This window comes from Nonomuraea sp. WAC 01424 (assembly GCF_003947315.1).
GTDB lineage: Bacteria > Actinomycetota > Actinomycetes > Streptosporangiales > Streptosporangiaceae > Nonomuraea > Nonomuraea spiralis.
In genome coordinates this window covers 147,048-169,095 of the sequence record NZ_QHHZ01000007.1, presented here as the reverse complement: position 1 = coordinate 169,095, position 22,048 = coordinate 147,048, and the positions used below count along the sequence as shown (strand labels likewise).

The 22,048-nt window shown below is 70.7% G+C and carries 22 protein-coding genes; 9 read left to right on the top strand and 13 right to left on the bottom strand.

Annotated features, from left to right (window positions below):
- Nucleotides 1-7 precede the first annotated feature (7 nt).
- Nucleotides 8-1,237 (top strand): FAD-dependent monooxygenase, encoded by a 1,230-nt coding sequence (locus DMB42_RS20625; RefSeq protein ID WP_125636605.1) that lies wholly within the window; start codon nucleotides 8-10, stop codon nucleotides 1,235-1,237.
- Here the strand turns inward: DMB42_RS20625 and metG are convergent.
- Both metG and DMB42_RS20615 read right to left on the bottom strand, forming a co-directional pair.
- A complete protein-coding gene (gene metG / locus DMB42_RS20620) occupies nucleotides 1,182-2,963 on the bottom strand; it encodes a methionine--tRNA ligase (protein WP_125636604.1) in 1,782 nt (593 codons plus the stop codon). The genes DMB42_RS20625 and metG overlap by 56 nt on opposite strands.
- Nucleotides 2,964-3,081: 118 nt before the next feature.
- On the bottom strand, nucleotides 3,082-4,302 hold the full coding sequence (locus DMB42_RS20615) for a glycosyltransferase (RefSeq protein WP_185844770.1): 1,221 nt from the start codon (nucleotides 4,300-4,302) through the stop codon (nucleotides 3,082-3,084).
- Between the two features lie 160 nt (nucleotides 4,303-4,462).
- Between DMB42_RS20615 and DMB42_RS20610 the strand changes: the two genes are divergently transcribed.
- Nucleotides 4,463-5,950: a hypothetical protein gene (locus DMB42_RS20610; RefSeq protein WP_125636603.1), complete on the top strand. Its 1,488-nt coding sequence runs from the start codon at nucleotides 4,463-4,465 to the stop codon at nucleotides 5,948-5,950.
- On the opposite strand, the gene DMB42_RS20605 is transcribed toward DMB42_RS20610, so the two are convergent.
- A complete protein-coding gene (locus DMB42_RS20605) occupies nucleotides 5,886-7,463 on the bottom strand; it encodes a dolichyl-phosphate-mannose--protein mannosyltransferase (protein WP_125636602.1) in 1,578 nt (525 codons plus the stop codon). The genes DMB42_RS20610 and DMB42_RS20605 overlap by 65 nt on opposite strands.
- 5 nt (nucleotides 7,464-7,468) lie before the next feature.
- Nucleotides 7,469-8,311: a 16S rRNA (cytidine(1402)-2'-O)-methyltransferase gene (gene rsmI, locus DMB42_RS20600; protein ID WP_260477815.1), complete on the bottom strand. Its 843-nt coding sequence runs from the start codon at nucleotides 8,309-8,311 to the stop codon at nucleotides 7,469-7,471.
- Between the two features lie 79 nt (nucleotides 8,312-8,390).
- On the opposite strand from rsmI, the gene DMB42_RS20595 reads away from it, so the two are divergent.
- On the top strand, nucleotides 8,391-10,022 hold the full coding sequence (locus tag DMB42_RS20595) for a dolichyl-phosphate-mannose--protein mannosyltransferase (RefSeq protein WP_125636600.1): 1,632 nt from the start codon (nucleotides 8,391-8,393) through the stop codon (nucleotides 10,020-10,022).
- A 112-nt stretch (nucleotides 10,023-10,134) separates the two neighbouring features.
- Nucleotides 10,135-11,334 (top strand): hypothetical protein, encoded by a 1,200-nt coding sequence (locus DMB42_RS20590; protein ID WP_185844769.1) that lies wholly within the window; start codon nucleotides 10,135-10,137, stop codon nucleotides 11,332-11,334.
- Here the strand turns inward: DMB42_RS20590 and DMB42_RS20585 are convergent.
- A complete protein-coding gene (locus tag DMB42_RS20585; protein WP_125636599.1) occupies nucleotides 11,321-11,719 on the bottom strand; it encodes a MerR family transcriptional regulator in 399 nt (132 codons plus the stop codon). The genes DMB42_RS20590 and DMB42_RS20585 overlap by 14 nt on opposite strands.
- A 92-nt stretch (nucleotides 11,720-11,811) precedes the next feature.
- Here DMB42_RS20585 and DMB42_RS20580 point away from each other — a divergent pair, with 92 nt between their 5' ends.
- Nucleotides 11,812-12,753 carry a DUF5996 family protein gene (locus DMB42_RS20580; RefSeq protein WP_125636598.1) on the top strand — a complete coding sequence of 314 codons (942 nt, stop codon included), beginning with the start codon at nucleotides 11,812-11,814 and terminating at the stop codon, nucleotides 12,751-12,753.
- A 213-nt stretch (nucleotides 12,754-12,966) separates the two neighbouring features.
- Here DMB42_RS20580 and DMB42_RS20575 read toward each other — a convergent pair whose 3' ends face one another.
- Both DMB42_RS20575 and DMB42_RS20570 read right to left on the bottom strand, forming a co-directional pair.
- Nucleotides 12,967-14,391 (bottom strand): MFS transporter, encoded by a 1,425-nt coding sequence (locus DMB42_RS20575; RefSeq protein ID WP_221762263.1) that lies wholly within the window; start codon nucleotides 14,389-14,391, stop codon nucleotides 12,967-12,969.
- Nucleotides 14,388-15,068, bottom strand: coding sequence for a TetR/AcrR family transcriptional regulator (locus DMB42_RS20570; RefSeq protein WP_125636597.1), 681 nt, complete (start codon nucleotides 15,066-15,068; stop codon nucleotides 14,388-14,390). The genes DMB42_RS20575 and DMB42_RS20570 overlap by 4 nt, the downstream gene beginning before the upstream one ends.
- 70 nt (nucleotides 15,069-15,138) lie before the next feature.
- On the opposite strand from DMB42_RS20570, the gene DMB42_RS20565 reads away from it, so the two are divergent.
- Complete coding sequence (locus DMB42_RS20565) at nucleotides 15,139-15,924, top strand: alpha/beta fold hydrolase (protein ID WP_229825326.1); 786 nt, start codon at nucleotides 15,139-15,141, stop codon at nucleotides 15,922-15,924.
- On the opposite strand, the gene DMB42_RS20560 is transcribed toward DMB42_RS20565, so the two are convergent.
- Nucleotides 15,833-16,849 (bottom strand): YafY family protein, encoded by a 1,017-nt coding sequence (locus tag DMB42_RS20560; protein ID WP_125636595.1) that lies wholly within the window; start codon nucleotides 16,847-16,849, stop codon nucleotides 15,833-15,835. The genes DMB42_RS20565 and DMB42_RS20560 overlap by 92 nt on opposite strands.
- Before the next feature lie 87 nt (nucleotides 16,850-16,936).
- Here DMB42_RS20560 and DMB42_RS20555 point away from each other — a divergent pair, with 87 nt between their 5' ends.
- Nucleotides 16,937-17,419 carry a VOC family protein gene (locus tag DMB42_RS20555; RefSeq protein ID WP_125636594.1) on the top strand — a complete coding sequence of 161 codons (483 nt, stop codon included), beginning with the start codon at nucleotides 16,937-16,939 and terminating at the stop codon, nucleotides 17,417-17,419.
- On the opposite strand, the gene DMB42_RS20550 is transcribed toward DMB42_RS20555, so the two are convergent.
- Nucleotides 17,370-17,789 carry a DUF5360 family protein gene (locus DMB42_RS20550; protein WP_125636593.1) on the bottom strand — a complete coding sequence of 140 codons (420 nt, stop codon included), beginning with the start codon at nucleotides 17,787-17,789 and terminating at the stop codon, nucleotides 17,370-17,372. The two genes, DMB42_RS20555 and DMB42_RS20550, sit on opposite strands and share 50 nt — an antisense overlap.
- Complete coding sequence (locus DMB42_RS20545) at nucleotides 17,773-18,321, bottom strand: TetR/AcrR family transcriptional regulator (protein WP_125636592.1); 549 nt, start codon at nucleotides 18,319-18,321, stop codon at nucleotides 17,773-17,775. The genes DMB42_RS20550 and DMB42_RS20545 overlap by 17 nt, the downstream gene beginning before the upstream one ends.
- 106 nt (nucleotides 18,322-18,427) lie before the next feature.
- Between DMB42_RS20545 and DMB42_RS20540 the strand changes: the two genes are divergently transcribed.
- Nucleotides 18,428-19,219, top strand: a complete 792-nt coding sequence (locus tag DMB42_RS20540) for a maleylpyruvate isomerase family mycothiol-dependent enzyme (protein ID WP_125636591.1) — start codon at nucleotides 18,428-18,430, stop codon at nucleotides 19,217-19,219.
- 28 nt (nucleotides 19,220-19,247) lie between these two features.
- Here DMB42_RS20540 and DMB42_RS20535 read toward each other — a convergent pair whose 3' ends face one another.
- Nucleotides 19,248-19,703 carry a pyridoxamine 5'-phosphate oxidase family protein gene (locus tag DMB42_RS20535; protein ID WP_185844768.1) on the bottom strand — a complete coding sequence of 152 codons (456 nt, stop codon included), beginning with the start codon at nucleotides 19,701-19,703 and terminating at the stop codon, nucleotides 19,248-19,250.
- Nucleotides 19,704-19,707: 4 nt separating this feature from the next.
- A complete protein-coding gene (locus DMB42_RS20530) occupies nucleotides 19,708-20,091 on the bottom strand; it encodes a MerR family transcriptional regulator (protein ID WP_125636589.1) in 384 nt (127 codons plus the stop codon).
- Between the two features lie 71 nt (nucleotides 20,092-20,162).
- Between DMB42_RS20530 and DMB42_RS20525 the strand changes: the two genes are divergently transcribed.
- Nucleotides 20,163-20,822 (top strand): SDR family NAD(P)-dependent oxidoreductase, encoded by a 660-nt coding sequence (locus tag DMB42_RS20525; RefSeq protein WP_185844767.1) that lies wholly within the window; start codon nucleotides 20,163-20,165, stop codon nucleotides 20,820-20,822.
- Between the two features lie 16 nt (nucleotides 20,823-20,838).
- On the opposite strand, the gene DMB42_RS20520 is transcribed toward DMB42_RS20525, so the two are convergent.
- The gene (locus DMB42_RS20520; protein WP_125636587.1) at nucleotides 20,839-22,026 is read right to left on the bottom strand and encodes a WD40 repeat domain-containing protein; all 1,188 of its coding nucleotides are present in this window, start codon (nucleotides 22,024-22,026) and stop codon (nucleotides 20,839-20,841) included.
- Nucleotides 22,027-22,048 lie beyond the last annotated feature (22 nt).

Below are 22,048 nucleotides of genomic sequence, written 5' to 3'. Positions count from 1 at the left end.
CTCGGGCATGGACATCCTGATCTCCGGCGCGAGCGTCGCCGGCCCCGCCCTCGCCCTCTACCTCAACCGTTCCGGCCACCGCGTCACCGTCGTCGAACGCGCCCCCGCCCTGCGTGAGGGCGGCTACTCCGTCGACTTCCGCGGCGAGGCCCACATGGCCGTGCTGCGCGCCCTGGGCATCCTCGCCGACGTCGAGCATCACCAGACGCACATGGGCGACATGTCGTACGTCAACGAGTCCGGCAAGAAAATGGCCTCCGTACCCGGTGACCTGTTCGCCGGCGACGTCGAGATCCTCCGCGGCGACCTGGCCCGCATCCTCTACGACGCCACCAAGGACCGCACCGAGTACGTCTTCGGCGACTCCATCACCTCCCTGGCCCAGGACGCGGACGGGGTGACGGTGACGTTCGAGCGGGGCGCGAGCCGCAGGTTCGACCTCGTGGTGGGCGCGGACGGCCTGCACTCCAACGTGCGCTCGCTGGCCTTCGACGCGCCGGAGTCGGCCGTCACCAGCTATCTCGGGCTCTACTGCGCGGTCTTCACCCTGGACAACTACCTCGGCCTCGACCACACCGGACAGCTCTACAGCACGCCCGGCAAAACGGTCGGCATCTACAGCGCCAGGAACAACACCGAGGCCAAGGCCATGTTCTACTTCGGCTCCCCGCCGCTGGACCACGACCGCCGGGACGTGACCCGGCAGAAGGAGCTGCTGGCCGAGGCGTACCGGGGGGTCGGCTGGGAGACGCCCACGCTGCTGCGGAAGATGTGGCAGGCCGACGACTTCTACTTCGACTCGACCAGCCAGGTGCACCTGGACTCGTGGTCGCGCGGCCGGGTCGTGCTGATCGGCGACGCCGCCTGCTGCCCGTCGCCGCTGTCGGGCATGGGCACCGGGCTCGCGCTCGTCGGCGCGCACGTGCTGGCGGGCGAGCTGGCGGCGGCGAACGGCGACCACCGGACCGCCTTCGCCCGCTACGAACAGGAGGTACGCGCCTACGCCACCGGCTGTCAGAAGTCGGCCGTGGGCGTCAGCAAGTTCATGGTGCCGGAGAACCGGCTGATGGCGTGGTTCATGAACCAGAACTACAAGATCATGCCGTATCTGCCGTGGAAGGGCGTGATAGCGAAGTCGGTCAGGAAGACCGCCTCCGCCATCACGCTCAAGGACTACGGGCTCAGTCGGCCAGCCGGGACAGCTCCTCGTCCACGACCTTCTGGTCGAGCTTCTTGAACAGCGGCACGGGCGGCGCGAGCGGGGTGCCCGGCTTGATCGGCCGGTGCTCCCAGCGCGCCGCGCCGTCGTACTCGCCGGTGATGACCGGGTACGGGGTGCCGCCGTCCTCGTCGACCTCGCGGATCTCCGGCATGCCCGCCCAGACGCCCTCGCCGCCGAGCATCGAGAAGACCTTGTTGGACGAGCCGGGCAGGAACGGCGTGAGCATCGTCTTGGCGTCGTCGACGACCTGGAGGGCGACGTGAAGGATCGACTTCTGCCGCTCGGCGTCGTCCTTGAGCTTCCACGGCTCCTGCTCGGCCAGGTACTTGTTGGCCTCGCGCACGACGTCGAACGCCTCGGTGATCGCGTTCTTGAACCGCGACCTGTTCAGCTCCGCGCCCACCGGCGCGAACGCGTTGCGCGAGCGCTCCAGCATGGCCCGGTCGGCGTCGGTGAGGTCGCCCGCCTCGGGCACCACCCCGAAGTTCTTGGACGCCATGGAGATCGACCGGTTGACCAGGTTGCCCCAGGCGGCGACCAGCTCGCCGTTGTTGCGGTTGACGAACTCCTGCCAGGTGAAGTCGGTGTCCTGGTTCTCGGGGCCGGCCACGGCGATGTAGTAGCGCAGGGCGTCGGCGTCGTAACGCGCCAGGAAGTCGCGCACGTAAATTACTACTTGCCTGGAGGAGGAGAACTTCTTGCCCTCCATCGTCAGGAACTCGCTGGAGACCACCTCGGACGGCACGTCGAGCGCGCCGAGCGAACCGGACGAGCCGTCGCGCGCGCCGATGCCGCTGTAGCCGAACAACATCGCCGGCCAGATCTCGGCGTGGAAGACGATGTTGTCCTTGCCCATGAAGTAGTAGCCGCGGGCGTCGGGGTTCTGCCACCACTGACGCCAGGCGTCGGGGTCGCCGGAGCGCCTGGCCCACTCGATGGAGGCCGACAGGTAGCCGATGACCGCGTCGAACCACACGTAGAGGCGCTTGTTGGACTGGTCGCGCCACCCCTCCAGCGGGATCGGCACACCCCAGTCGAGGTCGCGGCTGATCGCGCGCGGCTGGAGGTCGCCGAGCAGGTTGAGCGCGAACTTCAGCACGTTGGGCCGCCACTCGCCCTGCTTGGACTGCAGGTAGGTGCCGAGCACCTCGGCGAAGGCGGGCAGGTCGAGCATGAAGTGCTCGGTCTCGACGAAGACGGGGGTCTCGCCGTTGATGCGGCTCTTGGGGTTGATGAGCTGGATCGGGTCGAGCTGGTTGCCGCAGTTGTCGCACTGGTCGCCGCGCGCGCCGTCGTAGCCGCAGATGGGGCAGGTGCCCTCGATGTAGCGGTCAGGCAGGGTACGGCCGGTCGAGGGCGAGATCGCGCCCATCGTGGTCTTGGGGAAGATGTAGCCGTTGTTGTAGAGACCCTTGAAGATCTCCTGCGTGACGGCGTAGTGGTTCTTGGTCGTGGTGCGGGTGAACAGGTCGTAGGAGAGGCCGAGACCGGTCAGGTCCTCGGCGATCACCCGGTTGTACCTGTCGGCGAGCTCGCGGGCGCTCACGCCCTCCTTGTCGGCCTGCACCTGGATGGGGGTGCCGTGCTCGTCGGTGCCGGAGACCATCAGCACCTTGTTGCCCGCCATCCGCTGGTAGCGGCTGAAGACGTCGGACGGCACGCCGAAACCCGAGACGTGCCCGATGTGGCGGGGGCCGTTTGCGTAAGGCCACGCGACGGCGGTCAAGATGTGCTGGGACATGGACTAAGCCTACGGGGCCCGGCCCCGCTCCTCGTCCAAACCCCCAACCCCCGCGCGGAAAGACGGAAGCCGGCGCCGGTACGTGACCGGCGCCGGCTCCGCGAGGACGCGGAGACCCCTAGCGCTTGGAGTCCTCCAGGGAGACCGCCACCGCGGCCTCCTCGGCCGCCTTGGCGGCCACGTCGATCGAGCTCTCCTTGGTACGGCGGATGCCGAGGATGCTGATGAACAGCGAGGCGAAGATCGTCTGGAAGCTCATGACGAGCGCCGTCGCCGCCGGGACCACCATGCGCAGCGACTCGCGCGGGTCGAGCGCGCCGAAGCTGCGCACCTGCCAGTGGACCAGCGACATCACGAGACCGACCAGACCGGCCAGGGCCAGCAGGCCGCCGACCACGAGCCCCTTCTCCAGCGTCACGATGTCGATGATCTTACGGATCCGTGGCGACTCCGGCAGGAAGCCCTCCTCGGCCGCGTAGACCTTCGTGAACAGCGCGAACAGCGCCGCCTGGAAGCCGATCACGACCAGCGCCGACGACCCGACCAGGGTGTCGACGTCGAAGGCCAGCTCGCCGATCTCGACCGGCCCGAACGTCAGCGCCGTGCCCGCGACCAGGCCGAGGGCCATCAGGAACACGCCGGGGTAGAAGAACAGCCACTTGGGGCTGTAGAGCAGCAGGAATCGCAGGTGACGCCAGCCGTCGCGCCAGGAGCGCAGGTGGGGCGGGCGGGAACGGCCGTCGGGCGAGAGCGTGGTGGGCACCTCGCGCACGTCGAGGCCGGACAGCGTGGAGCGGACGACCATCTCGGAGGCGAACTCCATGCCGCCGGTCTGGAGCTGGAGGCGCAGGATCGAGTCGCGCCGGAACCCGCGCAGGCCGCAGTGGAAGTCGCCGATGGCCGACGGGAAGAACAGCCGGCCGATGAACGACAACACCGGGTTGCCCAGGTAGCGGTGAAGCGGGGGCATGGCCCCGGGGGCGATGCCGCCCTTGAAACGATTGCCCATCACGAGGTCGGCACCGTCGCGGAGCTGTTCGACGAACGGCAGCAACGAGGTGAAGTCGTAGGAGTCGTCGGCGTCGCCCATGATGACGTACTTGCCACGGGCGGCGCGGATGCCGCCCATCAGAGCGTTGCCGTAGCCCTTCTCGTCGACGTGGACGACACGGGCACCGGCATCACGAGCGAGTTGCTGCGAGCCGTCCGTGCTGCCGTTGTCGGCGATCAGGACCTCCCCTTCGATTCCGTGCTCCTCCATGCACGCCAGCGCCTTGCGCACACAGACTTCCACGGTCTCCGCCTCGTTGAGGCAGGGCATGACCACCGTCAGTTCCACGTCTCAACCCTTCAGTGTTAAGGCTCTTCCAGTGAACCATCATGCCCTGTGCCCGGCGTGCTCGGGTCAAGACCTAAAAACGACTGGCATTCTTTACAGCATGGTGAGCGTCGCGGAGATTACCCCTGTGGACCACTCCGCTACTGGCCGGGCAGCTCGCGTGCTGTCCCTCGTGCGCCGTCATCGCGTGTTCGCCGTGGCCTTCGGCGCCGGCGCCGTGCTGCGGCTGATCACCATGCTCGGTTACGGCCCGGCGATGTGGTTCAACGACTCCTACGAGTACGTCAACGTGGCGCTGCACCCTAGGCCTCACCCGATCAGGCCCGACGGCTACAGCTTCTGGCTGATGTTGCTCAAGCCGTTCCACAGCTTCACGCTGGCCATGTTCACCCAGCACCTGATGGGCCTGGCCGCGGCGGCGCTCATCTACGCCCTGCTGCGGTGCAAGTTCGCGCTGCCCAAGTGGGGGGCGACGCTGGCGGCGGCGCCGGTGTTGTTCGACGCCTACCAGATCCAGCTTGAGCAGATGGTCATGTCCGACACCCTGTTCACGCTGCTGGTCGTGGGCGTGGTGACGCTGGTGTTGTGGAAGCGGCGGTTGTCGTGGCGGGCCGGGATCGTGGTCGGGCTGCTGCTCGCGATGACCTGGCTGACCCGGTCGATCGGCATGCCGATCCTCGGGCTCGTGGTGCTCTACCTGATCGTCAGGCGTACGGGTTGGCGGCCGATCGTGGCCGTGATCGCGGCGTGCGCGCTTCCTGTCCTGACGTACATGGGCTGGTTCTCCACAAATTACGGCAAATTCGCCATGACCAACAGCGACGGGCTCATCCTCTACATGCGTACCGCGATCTTCGCCGACTGCGGCAAGATGAAGATCGACAAGTACAAGGAGGTCCAGCTCCTCCTGCTGTGCATCAACGACCCGGTCAACCAGCGCAAGGACTACGCCCAGTGGTACCTGTGGGGCCAGGGCAACGGCGACGGCGCCGGCACCGGCGAGGTGCTCCACCGGTGGGGCATCAACAAGAAGTTCAGCGAGATCACCAACGAGGCGGCCAGCGCGTTCGCCACGCGGGCGATCCTGTCCCAGCCGGGCGACTATCTGAAGGTGGTCGCGCGCGACTTCTTCCGTTCCTTCCACTGGGGACGGCCGCGCTTCCCGGACGAGTCGACGTACAACATGTACCAGTTCAGGCCCTATTACGAGGTTGACGACACCGGTCAGCCGAAGCGGTTGCCGAGGTGGTCGTCGTACGCGGGCGGGCGCACCGACACCGACGCGTTCAGCTACGAGCAGGGGCCGCCCGAGACGCGGATCGTCCACCCGTGGGCGGACATCATGAGCGGCTACCAGAAGGTCTTCTACCTGCGCGGGATCATGCTCGGCGGCATCATGCTGATCGGCCTGTACGGCATCGCCGTCCGCTGGCGCAGGTTCGGCGGCCCGGCGGCGCTGCCCTGGCTGGGCGCGTTCGGGCTGCTGCTGGCCCCGGCGGCGACGGCCGAGTTCGACTACCGCTACGTGCTGCCGGCCGTGCCGCTGGCCTGCATCGCGGCGGCCATCACGCTGCGCAGGGGCGTCACTTGGGGGCGGCGGTCACCCAAGAGCGCATCAGCATCCGAGCCCACCACTGTGCCTGCGTGATCGTCTCGCCGCTGAGCACCGGCTGCAACCACCAGAAGTTGATCAGCACGATCATCGCGAACGCGCCCACGAACGCCGCCCCGAGGGCCCGGCGCGTGGGCGGCGCGTCCGCCGGCCCGAGCACGAGCCCGGCCACCAGCGCGATCGCCAGCACCATGAACGGCACGATCGGGACCATGTAGAACAGGTACATCGTGCGGTCGTCGGCCAGGGCGTAGTAGAACCAGGGCAACCACCCCATCGCGTACGCCAGCAGCACCGCCCCGGCCCGCCAGTCGCGTTTCCTGGCGTACAGGACGACGGTCGCGAGCAGGGCGAACAGGCCGCCGTACCAGAGCGCGGGGGTGCCGACGCCGAGCACCGCCTCCGAGCACGCCCCGGCCCCGCACGACGACGGCGGCAGGTTCGAGGGGTTGTAGAACAACACCGGGCGGATCAGCAGCGGCCACGTCCAGGGGTCGGACATGTACGCGTGATAGTCGTGCAGCCCGCTGTGGAAGGAGAAGACCTGCCATTGGTAGTGGATCCAGGAGCGCATGGAGTCGAACAGGAAGAACAGGGGGCCTGAGGAGGTGGCTTGGTCCCAGTTGCGGCCGTAGCCGTTGGCGGAGGCGAACCAGCCGGTCCAGGTGGCCATGTAGGCCAGGAAGGGGACGATGGTGAAGGAGAGGAAGGCGTGGGGGGCGTCTTTGTTCCAGGCGCCGGTGTAGGGGCGTTTGAGGCCGATGGCGCGGCGGGCGCCGAAGTCCCAGAGCAGGGACATGATGGCGAAGGCGACGGCGAAGGCGAGTCCGGACCATTTGACGGACATGGCGAAGGCGAGGCAGACGCCGGCGGCCAGTCGCCAGGGGCGGGGGCCGAGCCAGGGGCCGTGGGGTGTGACGGGTGAGTTCTCGTACCAGGTGACGAGGCGTTCGCGGGCGCGGTCGCGGTCGACGACGAGGCAGGCGAAGGCGGCCAGTACCCAGAACATGAGGAAGATGTCGAGCAGGGCGGTGCGGGAGAGTACGTAGTGCAGGCCGTCCAGGGCCAGGAGCAGGCCGGCGAAGCAGCCGAGCAGGGTGGAGCGGGTCATCCGGCGGGCGACCCGGGCCAGGATCAGGATCGACAACGTCCCGACGAGCGCGGCCACGAACCGCCAGCCGAACGGGTTCATGCCGAACAGCCACTCGCCCACAGCGATCATCCACTTGCCCAGCGGCGGATGGGCCACGAACGAGGCGCACTCGGACGGCTCGGGACACTGGCGGAAGATGTCCAGGTTGCCGGCCATGATCCGGTGGTCGGCGACCGGGTTCTTGGCGTCGCCCAGCATGGAACGCTCGACGCCGTGCGTGAGCAGGGAGTAGGCGTCCTTCGCGTAGTAGGTCTCGTCGAAGACGACGGCCTTGGGGTCGCCGAGGCGGACGAAACGTAACAGGCCGCCGAAGAGAGCGAGGAGGAGCGGGCCCACCCACCCCAAGAGCGGCCGTCCCGTGAACGGCGGGACCAGCCGTCGCGCCGCCTCCCCCATGTGGATCACCCTATGCGTTTGTGCACCAGGTCATACAACTCCCGTCTCGGCACCCCGGCGCCCTTGGCAACGTCGGCGATGGCGGTCCTGCGCTGCTCGCCCTCGGCCACCCGGCGGTCGACCTCGGCGACCAGCTCGTCCATGTCGGGCTCCCCCGCGCCGGGCACGTGACCCGCGACGACGACGGTGATCTCGCCCTTGACGCCGCCCGCGGCCCACTCGGCCAGCTCGCCCAGCCCGCCGCGGCGCACCTCCTCGTACGTCTTGGTGAGCTCGCGGCAGACGGCGGCGGGCCGGTCGGCGCCGAACGCCCCGGCCATGGCGGCCAGCGAGTCGGCCAGCCGGTGGGGGGCCTCGAAGAAGACCATCGTGCGCTCCTCGACGGCCAGCGCGGACAGCCGCCGGGCCCGGTCGCCGGTCTTGCGCGGCGGGAACCCCTCGAAGCAGAACCTGTCGCTGGCCAGCCCCGACACAGCCAGGGCCGTGGTGACGGCGCTCGGCCCCGGCAGCGCGGTGACCGTGATGCCGGACTCGACCGCCAGATGGGTCAGGCGGTAGCCAGGGTCGGACACCCCGGGCATCCCGGCGTCGGTGATGACCACGACCGTGCGGCCCTGTTTGAGCGCCTCGACGAGCTCTTGGGCGCGGCCCGCCTCGTTCTGGTCGTAGTAGGACACGACTCTGCCGCCGATCTCCACGCCCAGCTCGGTGGCGAGCCTGCGCAACCGCCTGGTGTCCTCCGCGGCCACCACGTCGGCGGCGGCAAGCGCCTCACGCAGCCGCGGGGATACGTCGCCCGCCTGGCCAATGGGCGCTCCGGCCAGCACCAACCTGCCTTCTCCAGTCACCCGACCATTGTGGCAGGGCATACCAATTAGACCGTGATTCTTGCAGTACCTAACGGCTTGGGGCCCGTACGATGTCCGAATGGCGGTGACCGATTCCCCGTACCAGGCCTACGACAACCCGGAGGTCGGCGAGAGCCAATCGCAGACGCGGTCCCTGCGTGACCGGGTGATCCCCCCCATGCGCGGCAGCATCTTGTGGGGGTGGGTCGGCCCGCTGCTCGTCACGCTCTTCGGCGGGATCCTGCGTTTCGTCAACCTGGGCCATCCCCGATCCGTGGTCTTCGACGAGACCTACTACATGAAGGACGCCTTCTCCCTGATCACCTGGGGCGTCGAGCGCGTCACGATCAAGGACGCCGACAAGGCCATCCTGGCCGGGAACAACAACATCTGGCAGTCCTGCACACAGGAAACCCTCGACAAGTGCGCCTCCTACGTGGTGCACCCGCCGCTGGGCAAGTGGATGATCGGCTCCGGCGAGTGGCTGTTCGGGCTCAACCCGTTCGGCTGGCGCTTCGCCTCGGCGGTGATCGGGACGTTGTCGATCCTGATCCTGGCCCGGGTCGCCCGCCGGATGACCCGCTCCACCCTGCTCGGCTGCTTCGCCGGCCTGCTCCTGGCCCTGGACGGCCTGCACTACGTACTCTCCCGCACCGCCCTGCTCGACATCTTCCTCATGTTCTGGGTACTGGCCGCCTTCGCCTGCCTCGTCGTCGACCGCGACCGCGCCCGCGAACGCCTCGTCACCTGGTACGAGAACTCACCCGTCACACCCCACGGCCCCTGGCTCGGCCCCCGCCCCTGGCGACTGGCCGCCGGCGTCTGCCTCGCCTTCGCCATGTCCGTCAAATGGTCCGGACTCGCCTTCGCCGTCGCCTTCGCCATCATGTCCCTGCTCTGGGACTTCGGCGCCCGCCGCGCCATCGGCCTCAAACGCCCCTACACCGGCGCCTGGAACAAAGACGCCCCCCACGCCTTCCTCTCCTTCACCATCGTCCCCTTCCTGGCCTACATGGCCACCTGGACCGGCTGGTTCGCCTCCGCCAACGGCTACGGCCGCAACTGGGACCAAGCCACCTCCTCAGGCCCCCTGTTCTTCCTGTTCGACTCCATGCGCTCCTGGATCCACTACCAATGGCAGGTCTTCTCCTTCCACAACGGGCTGGAGACCTCCCATCCGTACATGTCGGAGCCGTGGCAGTGGCCGCTGCTGCTGCGTCCCGTGGCGTTCTTCTACGAGGGCAAGCAGAACGTGTGCGGGGCCAAGGACTGCTCGGAGGCGGTGCTCGGCGTGGGCACGCCGGTGATCTGGTTCGGCGCGCTGGCCGCGCTGGTGGCCCTGATCGCCTGGTACGTCTCCTCGCGCGACTGGCGGGCCGGGGCGGTGCTGCTGGCGTACGCGATGGGGTGGTTGCCCTGGTTCTACTTCGCCATCGCCCAGAACCGCACGATGTTCCTGTTCTACGCGATCCCCATGGTGCCGTTCATGGTCCTGGCGCTGACGTTGTGCGCCGGGTTGCTGATCGGGCCCGCCACGCCGACGGCCACCGGGGCGATGCCGATGCGCCGCACGCTGGGGGCCGCCGTGGTCGGCGCGTACGCACTGCTGGCCTTGATCAACTTCTGGTGGTTGCACCCGATTCTGTCCGCCGAACTGATCCCCTACACCGAATGGAAGGCCAGGATGTTGTTCGACAAACGGTGGATCTAACCCGGTCACATATCGTAAACATCGGTTTCGTAGGGTAGTCGCTGTGCAAGACCCAATACGCACCGCATTCGGTCATCGTCAGGGCTGGGTGCGATACGGCAAACTTCGAGGCATGAGTGCACCGGATGTCACCGCCCTTCTCGCCGAGTTGGAGCGATCTCAGCCGGACCTGGCCGAGGAGGCCAGGACCGCCGTCGAATGGTTGACGGGTGGGGAACCGCTGGAGACGGTGACCCAGCTCGACGTCTGCGAGTTCCTCTGGTACACGCTTCCGATCAAGGTCGGCCCGCTCCGGCCCGGAGGCGACCACGAACGTCTGTCCCGCTCACTCGGGCGGCTGTTGCAGCTCGGCGGCATGGAACGGTACGCCGCCCTCTGCGTGTCGCCCACGACCGTCCAGATCCTGCGTACCTACGCCCAGGAGGGCGAGGACGCGGGCGCCAGCGCCTACCAGAAGGCCCTGGAGGCCACGGGCGTGCTCCCGCCCGACGTACCGGAGCTCCAGTGGAGCATGATCATGGGCCCTGAGGAGCTGGGCGCGCACGTGGCCTGCTCGGCGGCCCTGGAGCTGGCGATCGTCGCCGGCGAGGACGTCGACCGCACCGCGCTGACCCGCCGCTGGCTCACCGAGCCCCGCGCCGAGCTGGGCGGCGACAGCTGGCTCAACCGGGTGCACGGCGAACGGCTCAACCGCTGGGTGCTCGGGCGCGGCCCGGCCCGGCGGGAGCTGGCCCAGCCGTTCGAGGTGCGCCTGCACGCGCCGGTGACGCCGCAGCCCCTGCCCGCCCTGCGCAAGCTGCTCTCGCTGGCCGCCTCCGAGGGCAGCCTGCCGCTCCGGCTGGCCCCCTCGCCCGAGGCGCTGAGGCTGCGGGAGCTGGCCGAGCGCGAGCTGGGCGCGATCAGCCGCGACGGCGCCCGGCTGGCCATCACCGACTACGGCAAACACCTGCTGAACTCACCGCCCGCCATGTGGGAGGCCGTCACCCGGCTGCTGCTGGCCAGGGGCGAGCACGAGTTCGAGGTGTCGGCCCGCGAGGCCAGCATCATGCTGCTGGCCGACGGCGTGCTGATGTCGCCGGCCGAGCTGCGCGAACGGGTGGCCGGGGTGGTGGGCGGCGAGGGCTGGCACCCGGCGACGAGCCTCGACGACGTCGCCGCGCCCGTCGCGGACCTGGTCGCCCAGCTCACCGCACTGGACCTGGCCTTCAGCGACGACCTGGCCGTACGGATGGCCAGGCCCGGACAGTACGCGGCCCTGGCCGCGCTGCGCACCCACGCCCTGCGCCCGCGCAAGTACGTCAGCTCTGGCTGACGGCCTTCACGGCGCGCTTGAACTCGGGGCACTCGACCAGCGGGTCGTGCTCGCACACGGCGACGTGGCGCAGGCTGTCACGCAGCCGGGTGAGCTGCCGCACCCGCTGGTCGACCTCGCGTTCCTTGGCGGCCATACGCTCGCGCAGCCGTGTGTCGGCCGGCCTGGCCCGCAGGAACTCGGCGATCTCCGACAACGTGAACCCGGCGTCACGGGCGCAGGTGATCAGCGCCAGCCGGTCCAGCGTCTCCGGCAGGTAGACGCGGCGCAGCCCGTTGCGCCCCTCGGCCTCGATGAGCCCCTTGCGCTCGTAGAAACGCAGCGCGGACGCGGCCAGCCCGGTACGCCTGGCCACCTCGCCAATGTCGATCAACGTGTCCCGCATGCCCGGCTCCTCGACTTGAACCACCCTTCAAGTCGGATGGTAGCGTCCGACCCCCTGAAGGTTGATTACACAGCGTAGTTACCATAGAGAACATGGAGCTCTTTCCGGCTATGCCACTCGAAGAGTGGGTCGACACCAAGGAGACCTTCCACCGCTTTGCGCAGATAGTCGGCAAGATCCGACTGACGGTGAGTAACCGGCGTAACCACTGGTGGCAGGTGCCGTTCCATCTGACCGGGCGCGGCCTGACCACCCGGCCGATGGGCGGGCTCGCCGAGCAGCCGCTGTTCTGCGTGGACTTCGACCTCGTACGCCACCGCCTGGTCATCGACGTGCTGGACGGCCGCAGCGCGGAGTTCAGCCTCGTCGGGCTGTCGGTGGCCACGTTCCAGGCCCGGCTCTTCCAGACGCTGGCCGACCTGGGGATCCGGCCGGAGATCTGGGCGGTCCCGTACGACCTGGAGGACGAGACGCCGTTCGCCGAGGACACCCGGCACGCGCACTACGACCCGGTGCTGATCAACCGCTACTGGCGGATCCTGTCGCAGGTGGCGCAGCTCCTGGACCGGTTCGCGGCGGACTTCGGCGGCAAGGTCAGCCCGGTCCACCACTTCTGGCACACGTTCGACATCGCGGTCACCCTCTTCACCGGCCGTCCCGCCGAGGTGTCGGCGGAGACCGACCCCGTCACGCGCGAGGCCTACAGCCGGGAGGTGATCAGCGCGGGGTTCTGGTTCGGCGACAAGGAACGGCCCTGGCCGGCGTTCTACTCCTATACTGCGCCCGAGCCCAAGGGCCTGGAACGGGAGCCGCTGCAGCCCGGCCAGGCCGAGTGGCTGGCCGCGCGCGGCAGCCATCTGGCCGTGCTGCGTTACGACGACGTGCGGGCCATGGGCGATCCGGTGGCGGGCGTGCTGGAGTTCCTGCAGAGCGCGTACGAGGCCGGGGCCAAGCTGACCCACCTGGACACCGAGGAGGTGGCCTGCCCGGGCGGCGTCACCGACCCGTACTACGCCAAGAACCGGCCGGCGTAGCGGACGCGAAAGCCCGCCCTCCGGAGAGGGCGGGCTTCCACGTGTGCGTGTACCGGTGTGCAGGTCGCCTCTCGGCGAAAGGCACAACGCGGCTCCAGCCGAACGGTAGTCCGCGAAGGCAATAGGTGAGGCCCGGGGACACTGGACACACCGGTCACGGTTTGTGCAACGGGGGTTCCCCCCGGAACATTCCCCCGAATCCCGGCGAATTCCTCAGGCGGCGGCCGGCTGTTCGGCCGTGAGCCTGGTCTCGCGGACGAGCAGCAGCGCGGCGAAGGCCAGCAGGCCCGCGATCCCGCCGGTCAAGGCGACCGTGGAGCCCACGGCCGCCGCGGTGACCTGCGTGGTGGCCTGCGCGCCGATGAGCGACTGGGCGCAGGCCAGGCCGAAGGAGCCGCCGAGTTGCTTGGACAGCGCCGAGCCCGCCGTCGCCGTGCCCATGTCGGCACGGGGGACGCTGTTCTGGGTGGCGATGGTGAGCCCGCCCATGGCCGGGCCCGTACCGAGTCCCACTGCCAGCAGCAGGATCCCGACCAGGAACGGCGAGGTGCCCGGGCCCAGCACGGCGAAGGCCGACGTACCGGCCGTGATCAGCGCGGCGCCGGTCAGCAGCGCCGCCCTGGTGTGACCGGAACGCAGTACGAGGGCGGCCGTGAGCCGGTTCCCGACGGTCATGCCCGCCAGCATCGGAAGCAGCAGCAGGCCGGAGACGGTGGCCGAGTAGCCGCGTACCTGCTGGAGGTAGAGCGGCAGCAGGACACCCGCGGGCAGGGCCGCCACCTGGAAGAAGAACCCACCGGCCAGCAGCGCCGCGTACGTGCGGCGGCGCATCAGGCCGGGCGGCAGCACCGGCGTGGCGGCCCGCCGCTCGACGGGGACGAGCGCGACCAGCAGCGCCAGCCCGCCCAGCAGCGAGCCCAGCACGGCCGGATCGGTCCAGCCGCGCCCGGTGTTGCCCTTGAGGCTCAGGCCGATCAGCACCAGCGACAGACCCGCGGTGAGCAGGGCGATCCCGGCCACGTCGAGCCTGCCGGTGGTACGCGGCGGACGCCGGTCGGGCAGCAGCAGCGCGATCAGCGTGGCCGCCACCACGCCGATGGGCAGGTTGACCAGGAACGCCCAGCGCCAGCTCGCGTGGTCGGTGAGCAGGCCGCCGACCAGTGGGCCGCCGATCATGCCGACGATCATCATGGCGGCCAGCAGGGACTGCATGCGGATCAGGCCGTCGGCCCGGTGGGGCGGGTGGAGGTCGCGGATCACGGCCATGCCCAGGGTGAGCAGGGCGCCCGCGCCGACCCCCTGGACGGCCCGGCTGACGACCAGGACCTCCATCGAGCCGGCCAGGCCGCAGACCAGCGAACCGGCCAGGAAGATCGCGACTCCGGAGAGGAGGAGGCCGCGCCTGCCGTACAGGTCGGAGAAGCGGCCGTAGACGGGGACGCTGACGGAGGAGGTGAGCAGGTAGGCGGTGACCAGCCAGACGTACCACGAGGTGGTGCCGCCGACCTGCTCGACGATGCGGGGAAGCGCGGTGCCGATCACGGTGCCGTCGAGCATGCCGAGGAAGGCGCAGCCGAGTAAGGCGACGGTCACCACCGTACGGCGCCGGGGCGCCAGGTCTTCGTAGAGGTCGGTCAAGGGCGTTCGCCGCCCGTGAGCGCGCCGTGCAGGAACAGCTCGACGAGTTCCTCGGAGCCGAGCGGGGAGGGGCCGCGGCCCGCCGCCATGACCATGAACTGGAACGCCTCGGCCAGGCGCTCGGGGTCCAGCCTGAGACGGTCGCGCTCGGGCTCGAACAACACGGCCAGGGCCTCACGGGAAGCCGCCATCGACGCCTCCCGCCCGGAGACGGCCCGCTCGCCCGGAGCCCCCTGGGAGGCGGGCCGCTCACCCGTCGTGTCGTGGGACTCGGGCCGCTCGCCCGTCGTGTCGTGAGAGGCGGGCGGGCGGCGGAGGCCGCCTGAGGTGGCCAGGGCGCCCGCCACCGCGCCCATCCTGGCCAGGTAGCCGCGCAGCGCCTCGGACGCCTCCACCAGCCGCTCGGCCAGCGGCAGGTCCAGGGAGATCGCGGACACGTGGGCGAGGGTGTCGTCGGGGCGCAGGGCCTCGGCCATGCAGGCGGCGAGCAGGGCGTCCTTGTCGCCGAAGGCGCGGAAGACGGTGCCTTCGCCGATGCCGGCCGCGCGGGCGACCTGGGCGGTGGTCACGGAGGTGCCGTACTCGACCACCAGGGGGAGCGCGGCCCTGACGATCATCTCGCGGCGTTGTTCGGGGCTCATCGCCGGCGCGCGGCGCCGGCCTGTCTGGTTCGTCATGCCTCCGACGGTACGGAGTGAGTACTCACTCCGTCAATGGCATATTCGCCGCCATGGCACCATCGAAGGCGTGCCATTCGCCATCACGCAGGGCGGCGTCAAGCTGTCCTACCAGGTCCGCGGCAGCGGCCCCGCGCTCGTGCTGCTCCAGGGGCAGGCCAACAACCACCGCTGGTGGGACCCGGTACGCGACGACTTCGACCGCGCCCACCGCACGATCACCCTCGACTACCGAGGCACCGGCGACAGCGACAAACCCGACGAGCCGTACACGACCCGCGGGTTCGCCCAGGACGTGCTGGCCGTGCTCGACGAGCTGGGCCTCGACCGCGCCGACGTCTACGGCACCTCGATGGGCGGCCGGGTGGCCCAATGGCTGGCCGCCGACCACCCCGGCCGGGTCGGGACGCTCGTGCTCGGCTGCAGCTCGCCGGGCGGCGCCCACGGCCTGGAACGCGGCAACGACGTGCGCCGGGCGCTGGCCCAGGCCGACCGGGCGGCGGCCGGGCGGGCGCTGCTGGAGCTGATGTACACGCCGGCCTGGCTGGCCACGCATCCCGGGCCGTACCACACGGTGGGCGACCCGGGCATGCCCGCCCACGCCCGCCGCCGCCACCTGGCCGCGAGCGCCGGGCACGACGCCTGGGCCGTGCTGCCCGCCATCACCGCGCCGACGCTGGTCGTCCACGGCACCGACGACGTCTTCAACCCGGCGGGCAACGCGCCGCTCCTGGCCGGCCGCATCCCGGGGGCGGAGCTGCGGCTCATCGAGGGGGCGCGGCACGCCTACTTCGAGGAGTTCCGCGAGGTGGCGAGCCCGCTGGTGCTGGAGTTCCTGGCGCGCTCGCGCGGGTGAGACGGGCGGCCAGCGCCCGCACGTGCTCGACCAGCTCGGGCGGCTCGCGCACCTCGAACTCGCAGCCGAGCGTGATCAGCCGGAAGGCCAGCCAGTCCAGGGTGTCGGCGGAGGCGCGCAGGAGGCAGGTGCGCCCGTCCAGGGGGGTGATCTCGCCCGGGTTCGCGCCGAGCCCGCGGGTCACGTCCGCGGCCGGGGCGTGCAGGGTCACGACCGCCTCGTACGTGGGGGCGCCCGAGTAGAGCTTGGCGGCGACGTACGCGGCGGGGTCGTCCGGCTCGCGGGTGGTGGTCCGGGCGCCGGTGGCCCGTACGTCGTCGATGCGGTCGACGCGGAAGAGGCGCCGGTCGTCCCGGTCGTGGTCGTGGGCGAGCAGGTACCAGCGCCGGCCCGCGGCCACGAGGCGGTACGGGTCCACCAGGCGGGCGCTCCCGGCGCCGTCGGCGGCCAGGTAGCGGAAGCGCACCCGTTCACGGTTGGCGATGGCCACGGCCAGCGCGGTGAGCCGGCCCGGATCGACGTCGAACCCCTCGACGCCGGGCAGCGGCACGGTGGCGGCGCCGAGCGAGGCCACCCGGTGACGCAGCCGTGCCGGCAACACCTGTTCCAGCTTGGCCAGCGCGCGTACCGAGGCCTCCTCGATGCCCTGCACGGGATGCCTGGCGGCGGTGACCAGGCCGACGGCGATGGCCACGGCCTCCTCGTCGTCGAGCAGCAGCGGCGGCATGGCGGGGCCCGCGACCAGGCGGTAGCCACCGTCCGCGCCCATGGACGCGGCCACCGGGTAGCCGAGGTCGCGCAGCCGTTCGACGTCGCGCCGGATCGTACGGCGGCTGACCCCGAGCCGTTCGGCCAGCTCGCCGCCCGGCCACTCACGCGGGGTCTGCAGCAGCGACAGCAGGCTCAGCAACCGCAAGGACGTCATGCCCCAAGAATGCCTGCGATGTAGGACAAGAACTGACCTACTGGCCTCCTATCGTCTTCCCATCGCACCGATTCCGGAGGGCACATCATGACCGTCAACCCCATCCCCGAGGGCTACACCACCGTGACGCCGTGGCTCATCTCATCCGACACGGACGGCCTGATCACCTGGATGGAGGCCGCCTTCGACGCCGTGGAACTGGGCCGGATGGCCGACGAGGAGGGCCGGATCGCGCACGCCGAGGCGCGGATCGGGAACGCGGTGGTGATGATGTTCGACGCCCGCCCCGAGTGGCCGCCGACGCCGGGCTTCCTCCGCCTGTACGTGCCCGACGCCGACACCGCCCACCGCCGGGCGGTCGAGGCCGGCGGCACGTCCGTCACCGAGGTCACCCATCTGTTCTTCGGCGACCGCGTCGGCCGGGTACGCGACCCGTGGGGCAACCTGTGGTGGATCCAGACCCGCGTCGAGGACGTCTCCCCTGAGGAGGCGGAGCGCCGGCTGACCGACCCCGGGTTCGTCAAGGCGATGGAATACGTCCAGAGTGCGGACTTCTTCCCCGGACGGTGAGCCCGGCGATGGCCGGCAGCGGGAAGAGCAGCAGGTAGAGGTTGGGGATCCACCAGGCGAGCGCGAAGTCGCCGCGCAACGTCCAGAACGCGATCGCCATCAGCCCCGAGGCCGCCGTCAGCACCAGCGAGACCAGCATCAGCGGCTCGCCGGCGGGCCGGGCGCGGCGCAGGAGCCACAGGCTGGTCAGGCCGGTCGCGCTGGCCGTGAGGTCGATCCAGAGGAACGACCAGTTCCAGTCGACCATCAGCGGATCGGCGTAGTCGGCGAAGACCCACTCGGGCGGGATCAGGCCGAGGCCGGTGATCGTGAAGTAGGCCACGAAGCCGAGATCCGTCAGCAACATCAACGTCTTAGTCGCGCGCAGCACGGTCGATGGCCTCCATCAGGTAGCGGCGGGTGGGTTCGTGCAGGTCGGGGCCGGGTTCGCTGAGGCCGAGCAGGCGCGCGGCCCACCATCCGTCCACGGCCAGCCGTACGGCGGTCGCCGCCGCCGGATCGATGCCGTCGTCGGCCAGGCGGGCCTGCCAGGCCGCGAACCGCGCGCGCAGCGGCTCCAGCCCGGCCGGATCGACCAGCACGCCGGCCAGGAGCGCGGCGGTGACACGGTCGGCGGGGGCGGAGGCGGCGTGCCGCTCGGGGATCGTGGCCCGTACGTACGCGCGCAGGAAGTCGCCGGGCCGCCCGCCCGCAGTCGCCAGCGCCTGGTCGAAGGCGTCGGTCAGCCGCGCGACCATGGCGCCGACCAGGGCCTGCTTGGTCGGGAAGTGGTAGAACAGGCCGCCCTTGGAGATGCCCGCGCGCCGGGCGACCGCCTCCAGCGTCAGCGACTCCGCCCCTTCCGTGAGCAGCACGTCGGCGGCGGCGTCGAGCAGCCGGTCCTTGGAACTGGGTCGTGGCATGCCCGAAACTATACCGGCCAACCGGTACAGTTTCGACGCGATCCCACAGACGCATAAACCTCATCGAACCCCGGACCCCCAACCCCCGGACGATCGGAGTGAGGCCATGGATCACGTCGCCCAGTTCCACCGGGAGGTCCGGGCGTTCGAGGCCGCCGCGCGGCGGGCGATCGCGCCGGGCGGCACGCCTCTCGTGCCGTCCTGTCCCGGTTGGTCGGTCGCCGACCTGGTCATCCACCTGGGCGCGGTGCACCGGCACGTCGACGCGGTCATCAGCGACCGCCTCCCCGGACTGCCCGACCCCACCGACCTCGCCGTCCTCGGCCTGCCGGCGGACATCAGTGACTGGCCGCATCCCGACCACGCCCCCAACACCGGGCCGGTGCCCGCGGCCGTGCTCGACTGGTTCGCCGAGGGCGCGGCCCGGCTGGAGGCCACGTTCTCCGCCGGCGGCCCGGACGACCCCGCCTGGACCTGGTCGGAGGAGCAAACGGTCGGGTTCTGGCAGCGTATGCAGGCCATCGAGGCGGCCGTGCACCGCTGGGACGCCGAGAACGCGCTCGGCACCCCCGGTCCGATCGAGGCCGCGTTCGCCGCCGACGCCGTCACCCAGGTCTTCGAGGTGATGGCCCCCGCCCGCCGATCCTGGACGCAGGCCCCGCCCGGCACCGGCGAGCGCTACCTGTTCCGCCAGACGGACGGGCCAGGAGCATGGGCGGTCCACTTCGACGGCGACACCGTCCGCCTCGGCGGAGCTTCCGAGGCTCACGTCGAGCTCGCCGGAACCGCCTCCGACCTGCTGCTTCACCTGTGGCGGCGAGTACCCGCCGACCGGCTCGACGTACGCGGCGACCGGGCCCTGCTCGACCGATACTTCACGCTCGTACCGCCGGTCTGACCGCTCCGGCGCGGCGGGGAAGCGGCTCTCAGGGCTCCCTGTGGAGGCGCTCGACCACCACCCCGCCCGGGTGCAGCGGCAGGCGGCGGCCCGCCATGCGATGCAGGGACAGCCGGACGAGAACCGGGTCTTCCAGCTCCGGCCAAGGCGCGCCGGTCAGCCGTTCCAGCCGCCCGGTCTCCGCCGGATCGCGTACGACCTCCCCCACGCCGGTCAGCAGCACGCTCCAGCCCGTACGCATGGCCGGCTCCATGTCGTCGACCTCGAACGCCATCGGCACGCCGCTCTCGATCGCCTCCAGGATCGGTCCCGGCGGGATCCGGAACACCACGGTGTCGGCGTCGAGCGTGAAGTTCACCGGCAGGACGACGAGCGTGCCGTCCGGCCGCGCCCACGCCACCCGGCCCACGGGCACCATGGACAGCAGCGTCAGACACTCCTCGCGATCCATCACCCGGATGGCCCCCGCCTCCATGCCACCCATCGTCTCACCTGGGCGAACGCCGCCCATCGGCGGGCTCGCGGGCGATGGCGAGCATCGAGTCCAGCGCCTGCCGCGAGGCCGCGAGACGGCTGATCTCCAGGTTGATACGGGTGCGTTCGCGGTTCAGGTTGTCCATCATCTCGGGGCACGACGAGGGCACCACGACCTCGCCGTCGTCGTGCACGCAGTGCAGCACCCGGGTGATGACCGACGTGGGCAGACCGGCTTCGAGCAGGGCGCGGATGTGGCGCACCTCCGAGACGTCCGTCTCGGCGTACTCGCGGTAGCCGTTCGGCAGGCGCAGGGGTCTGAGCAGACCCTGGTCCTCGTAGTAACGCAGCAGCCTGCGGCTCACTCCCGTCTGCCGGGCGAGATCGCCGATTCGCATGGAAGCCTCCGGTTGACCTTCACATGGATGTGACCCTTTAACGTGTCCATTGTCGCCAATACAGATGGGAGATGACGGTGTCGGGTGTAGTGATCATCGGAGTGGGGCCGGGGATCGGGCAGGCGGTGGCGCGCCGGTTCGCCGCCGAGGGGCTGCCGGTCGGCCTGATCGCGCGGAGCACGACGAGCGTGGACGCCGCCGTGACCGCCCTGTCCACGTACGGAGTGCCGGTCGCCACCGCGCTCGCCGACAGCACGGACGAGGACGCGCTGCGCGCCGCGCTCGACAAGACGGCGGCCGAGCTGGGACCGCCGGACGCCGTGATCTACAACGCCGCGATCATCCAGGCCGACCGGCCCGGCGAGCTGCCCGCGCGGGCCCAGCTCGACGCGTACGCGGTCAACGTCGTCGGGGCGATCTCGGCCGCCGCCCACGTGGCACCGGGGATGGCCCGGCGCGGCGGCGGCACGTTCATCGTCACCGGCGGCATGCCGCACCCGAAGCCGAGCTACGTGAGCCTGTCCCTGGGCAAGGCCGGCGTACGGACCCTGGTGACCCTGCTCGACCAGGAGTACGGCGCGGACGGCGTGCACGTGGCCAGCGTGACGGTCGCCGGCGCGGTCGCCCCCGGCACCGCCTTCGACCCGGACGACATCGCCGAGCACTACTGGCGCCTGCACACCCAGCCGCGCGACCGCTGGGAGCACGAGGCCCGGCACCTCGGCACCTGACCGGCCACCGGCACACTCACCAGGCGACGACCGCCGACCGGCCGTCCCGTGGTTGCGTGCTGCCGATGTCGATCGGCGCCGACGTGGCGGAGCCGTCGGCGAGATCGACCCGGTAGGCACGCCAGTCGTGCGTGTAGAGCAGGTGGCGGCCGCTCCCGTCCACGCTGAGGCGCAGGTCCGCCCGCGCGCCCGCCGGCACCGCGGCCTGCGCCACCCGCTCCGGCTCCCCGCCGTCGACGGACAGCCGGTTCACGTTGGAACCGGCTGTGTAGAGCAGCGCCCGGCCGTCGGGTGTGAAGGCGATCGACCGCGGCAGCGGCACCTCCGTGTACGACCTGAGCAGCCGCGACGCCTTCCTCAGGTCGGTCCCTCCGGCCGCCAGGTCGAGCAGGCCGATCCCCCAGCCGTTCCCCACCGTGGCCAGGCTCCGCCCGTCCGGCGCCCAGGCCACGTCCACGAGCTTGCCGAAGGTGGTCCAGTCGCGGCGGCGGCCGGTGGCGACGTCGAGGACGGTCACCTTGGTGCCGCCCTCGGCGAGGTCGCAGGCGTAGGCGAGCCTGGTGCCGTCGTGGCTCAGCGCCAGCGCCACCACCTGCTCGGGCTCGGGCTCGGCCTCGGGCACGAGCCGCGGCTCACCCGGCTGCCCGTTCTCCTCCAGCCGGACGAGGAAGAACCGGAAGGACTTCCCGAGGGTCCCGCCGGCCAGCGCGAACGTACGGTTGTCCGGCGCGGCGGCGACGAGCTCCCAGCCGGAGGGCCCTCCCTTCGGCCTCGGCACGGGCGCCACGAACGCGCCGGTCGCGGCGTCGTTCACGACGGGCGGCAACTGCGCGGGCGCCCCGCTCGCGGAGGGGCTCTGCCCGGGTGGGAAGGGGCCGGGCGCGACGTACGGCGCCCCCACGGTGACGAAGAAGCGCGGCGAACCGGACGCCGGCAGGGGCGTGCCCGTCGCCATGGGCTCGGCCAGCGACGTGACCGGAACCACCACCGGCATGAGCGGCGCCGTCGCGCTCGGGGCCGGCCGGGACGGGACCGGCGTCGGCGACCCCGTGGCCACGCGGGGCATGCCCGGCGCCAGGCTGGACGAAGGGGGCCCGCCCGAGTCGTTCACCAGTGACACCCGCTCGGCCGCCGGATCGGCACACCCCCCGGCCAGCACGAGCACGACCAGCCCCGCTAAGACCGCCTCCGTACGGGAACGCATGCCCCGATCGTGCCACAACGCC

Excerpts from the sequence above, each read along its gene's own strand:
- DMB42_RS20625 (WP_125636605.1), top strand. The coding sequence starts at position 8 with ATGGACATCCTGATCTCCGGCGCGAGCGTCGCCGGCCCCGCCCTCGCC.
- metG (WP_125636604.1), bottom strand. The coding sequence starts at position 2,963 with ATGTCCCAGCACATCTTGACCGCCGTCGCGTGGCCTTACGCAAACGGC.
- DMB42_RS20605 (WP_125636602.1), bottom strand. The coding sequence starts at position 7,463 with ATGGGGGAGGCGGCGCGACGGCTGGTCCCGCCGTTCACGGGACGGCCG.
- DMB42_RS20595 (WP_125636600.1), top strand. The coding sequence starts at position 8,391 with ATGGCGGTGACCGATTCCCCGTACCAGGCCTACGACAACCCGGAGGTC.
- DMB42_RS20590 (WP_185844769.1), top strand. The coding sequence starts at position 10,135 with ATGAGTGCACCGGATGTCACCGCCCTTCTCGCCGAGTTGGAGCGATCT.
- DMB42_RS20585 (WP_125636599.1), bottom strand. The coding sequence starts at position 11,719 with ATGCGGGACACGTTGATCGACATTGGCGAGGTGGCCAGGCGTACCGGG.
- DMB42_RS20580 (WP_125636598.1), top strand. The coding sequence starts at position 11,812 with ATGGAGCTCTTTCCGGCTATGCCACTCGAAGAGTGGGTCGACACCAAG.
- DMB42_RS20570 (WP_125636597.1), bottom strand. The coding sequence starts at position 15,068 with ATGACGAACCAGACAGGCCGGCGCCGCGCGCCGGCGATGAGCCCCGAA.
- DMB42_RS20560 (WP_125636595.1), bottom strand. The coding sequence starts at position 16,849 with ATGACGTCCTTGCGGTTGCTGAGCCTGCTGTCGCTGCTGCAGACCCCG.
- DMB42_RS20555 (WP_125636594.1), top strand. The coding sequence starts at position 16,937 with ATGACCGTCAACCCCATCCCCGAGGGCTACACCACCGTGACGCCGTGG.
- DMB42_RS20545 (WP_125636592.1), bottom strand. The coding sequence starts at position 18,321 with ATGCCACGACCCAGTTCCAAGGACCGGCTGCTCGACGCCGCCGCCGAC.
- DMB42_RS20540 (WP_125636591.1), top strand. The coding sequence starts at position 18,428 with ATGGATCACGTCGCCCAGTTCCACCGGGAGGTCCGGGCGTTCGAGGCC.
- DMB42_RS20535 (WP_185844768.1), bottom strand. The coding sequence starts at position 19,703 with ATGGGTGGCATGGAGGCGGGGGCCATCCGGGTGATGGATCGCGAGGAG.
- DMB42_RS20530 (WP_125636589.1), bottom strand. The coding sequence starts at position 20,091 with ATGCGAATCGGCGATCTCGCCCGGCAGACGGGAGTGAGCCGCAGGCTG.
- DMB42_RS20525 (WP_185844767.1), top strand. The coding sequence starts at position 20,163 with ATGACGGTGTCGGGTGTAGTGATCATCGGAGTGGGGCCGGGGATCGGG.
- DMB42_RS20520 (WP_125636587.1), bottom strand. The coding sequence starts at position 22,026 with ATGCGTTCCCGTACGGAGGCGGTCTTAGCGGGGCTGGTCGTGCTCGTG.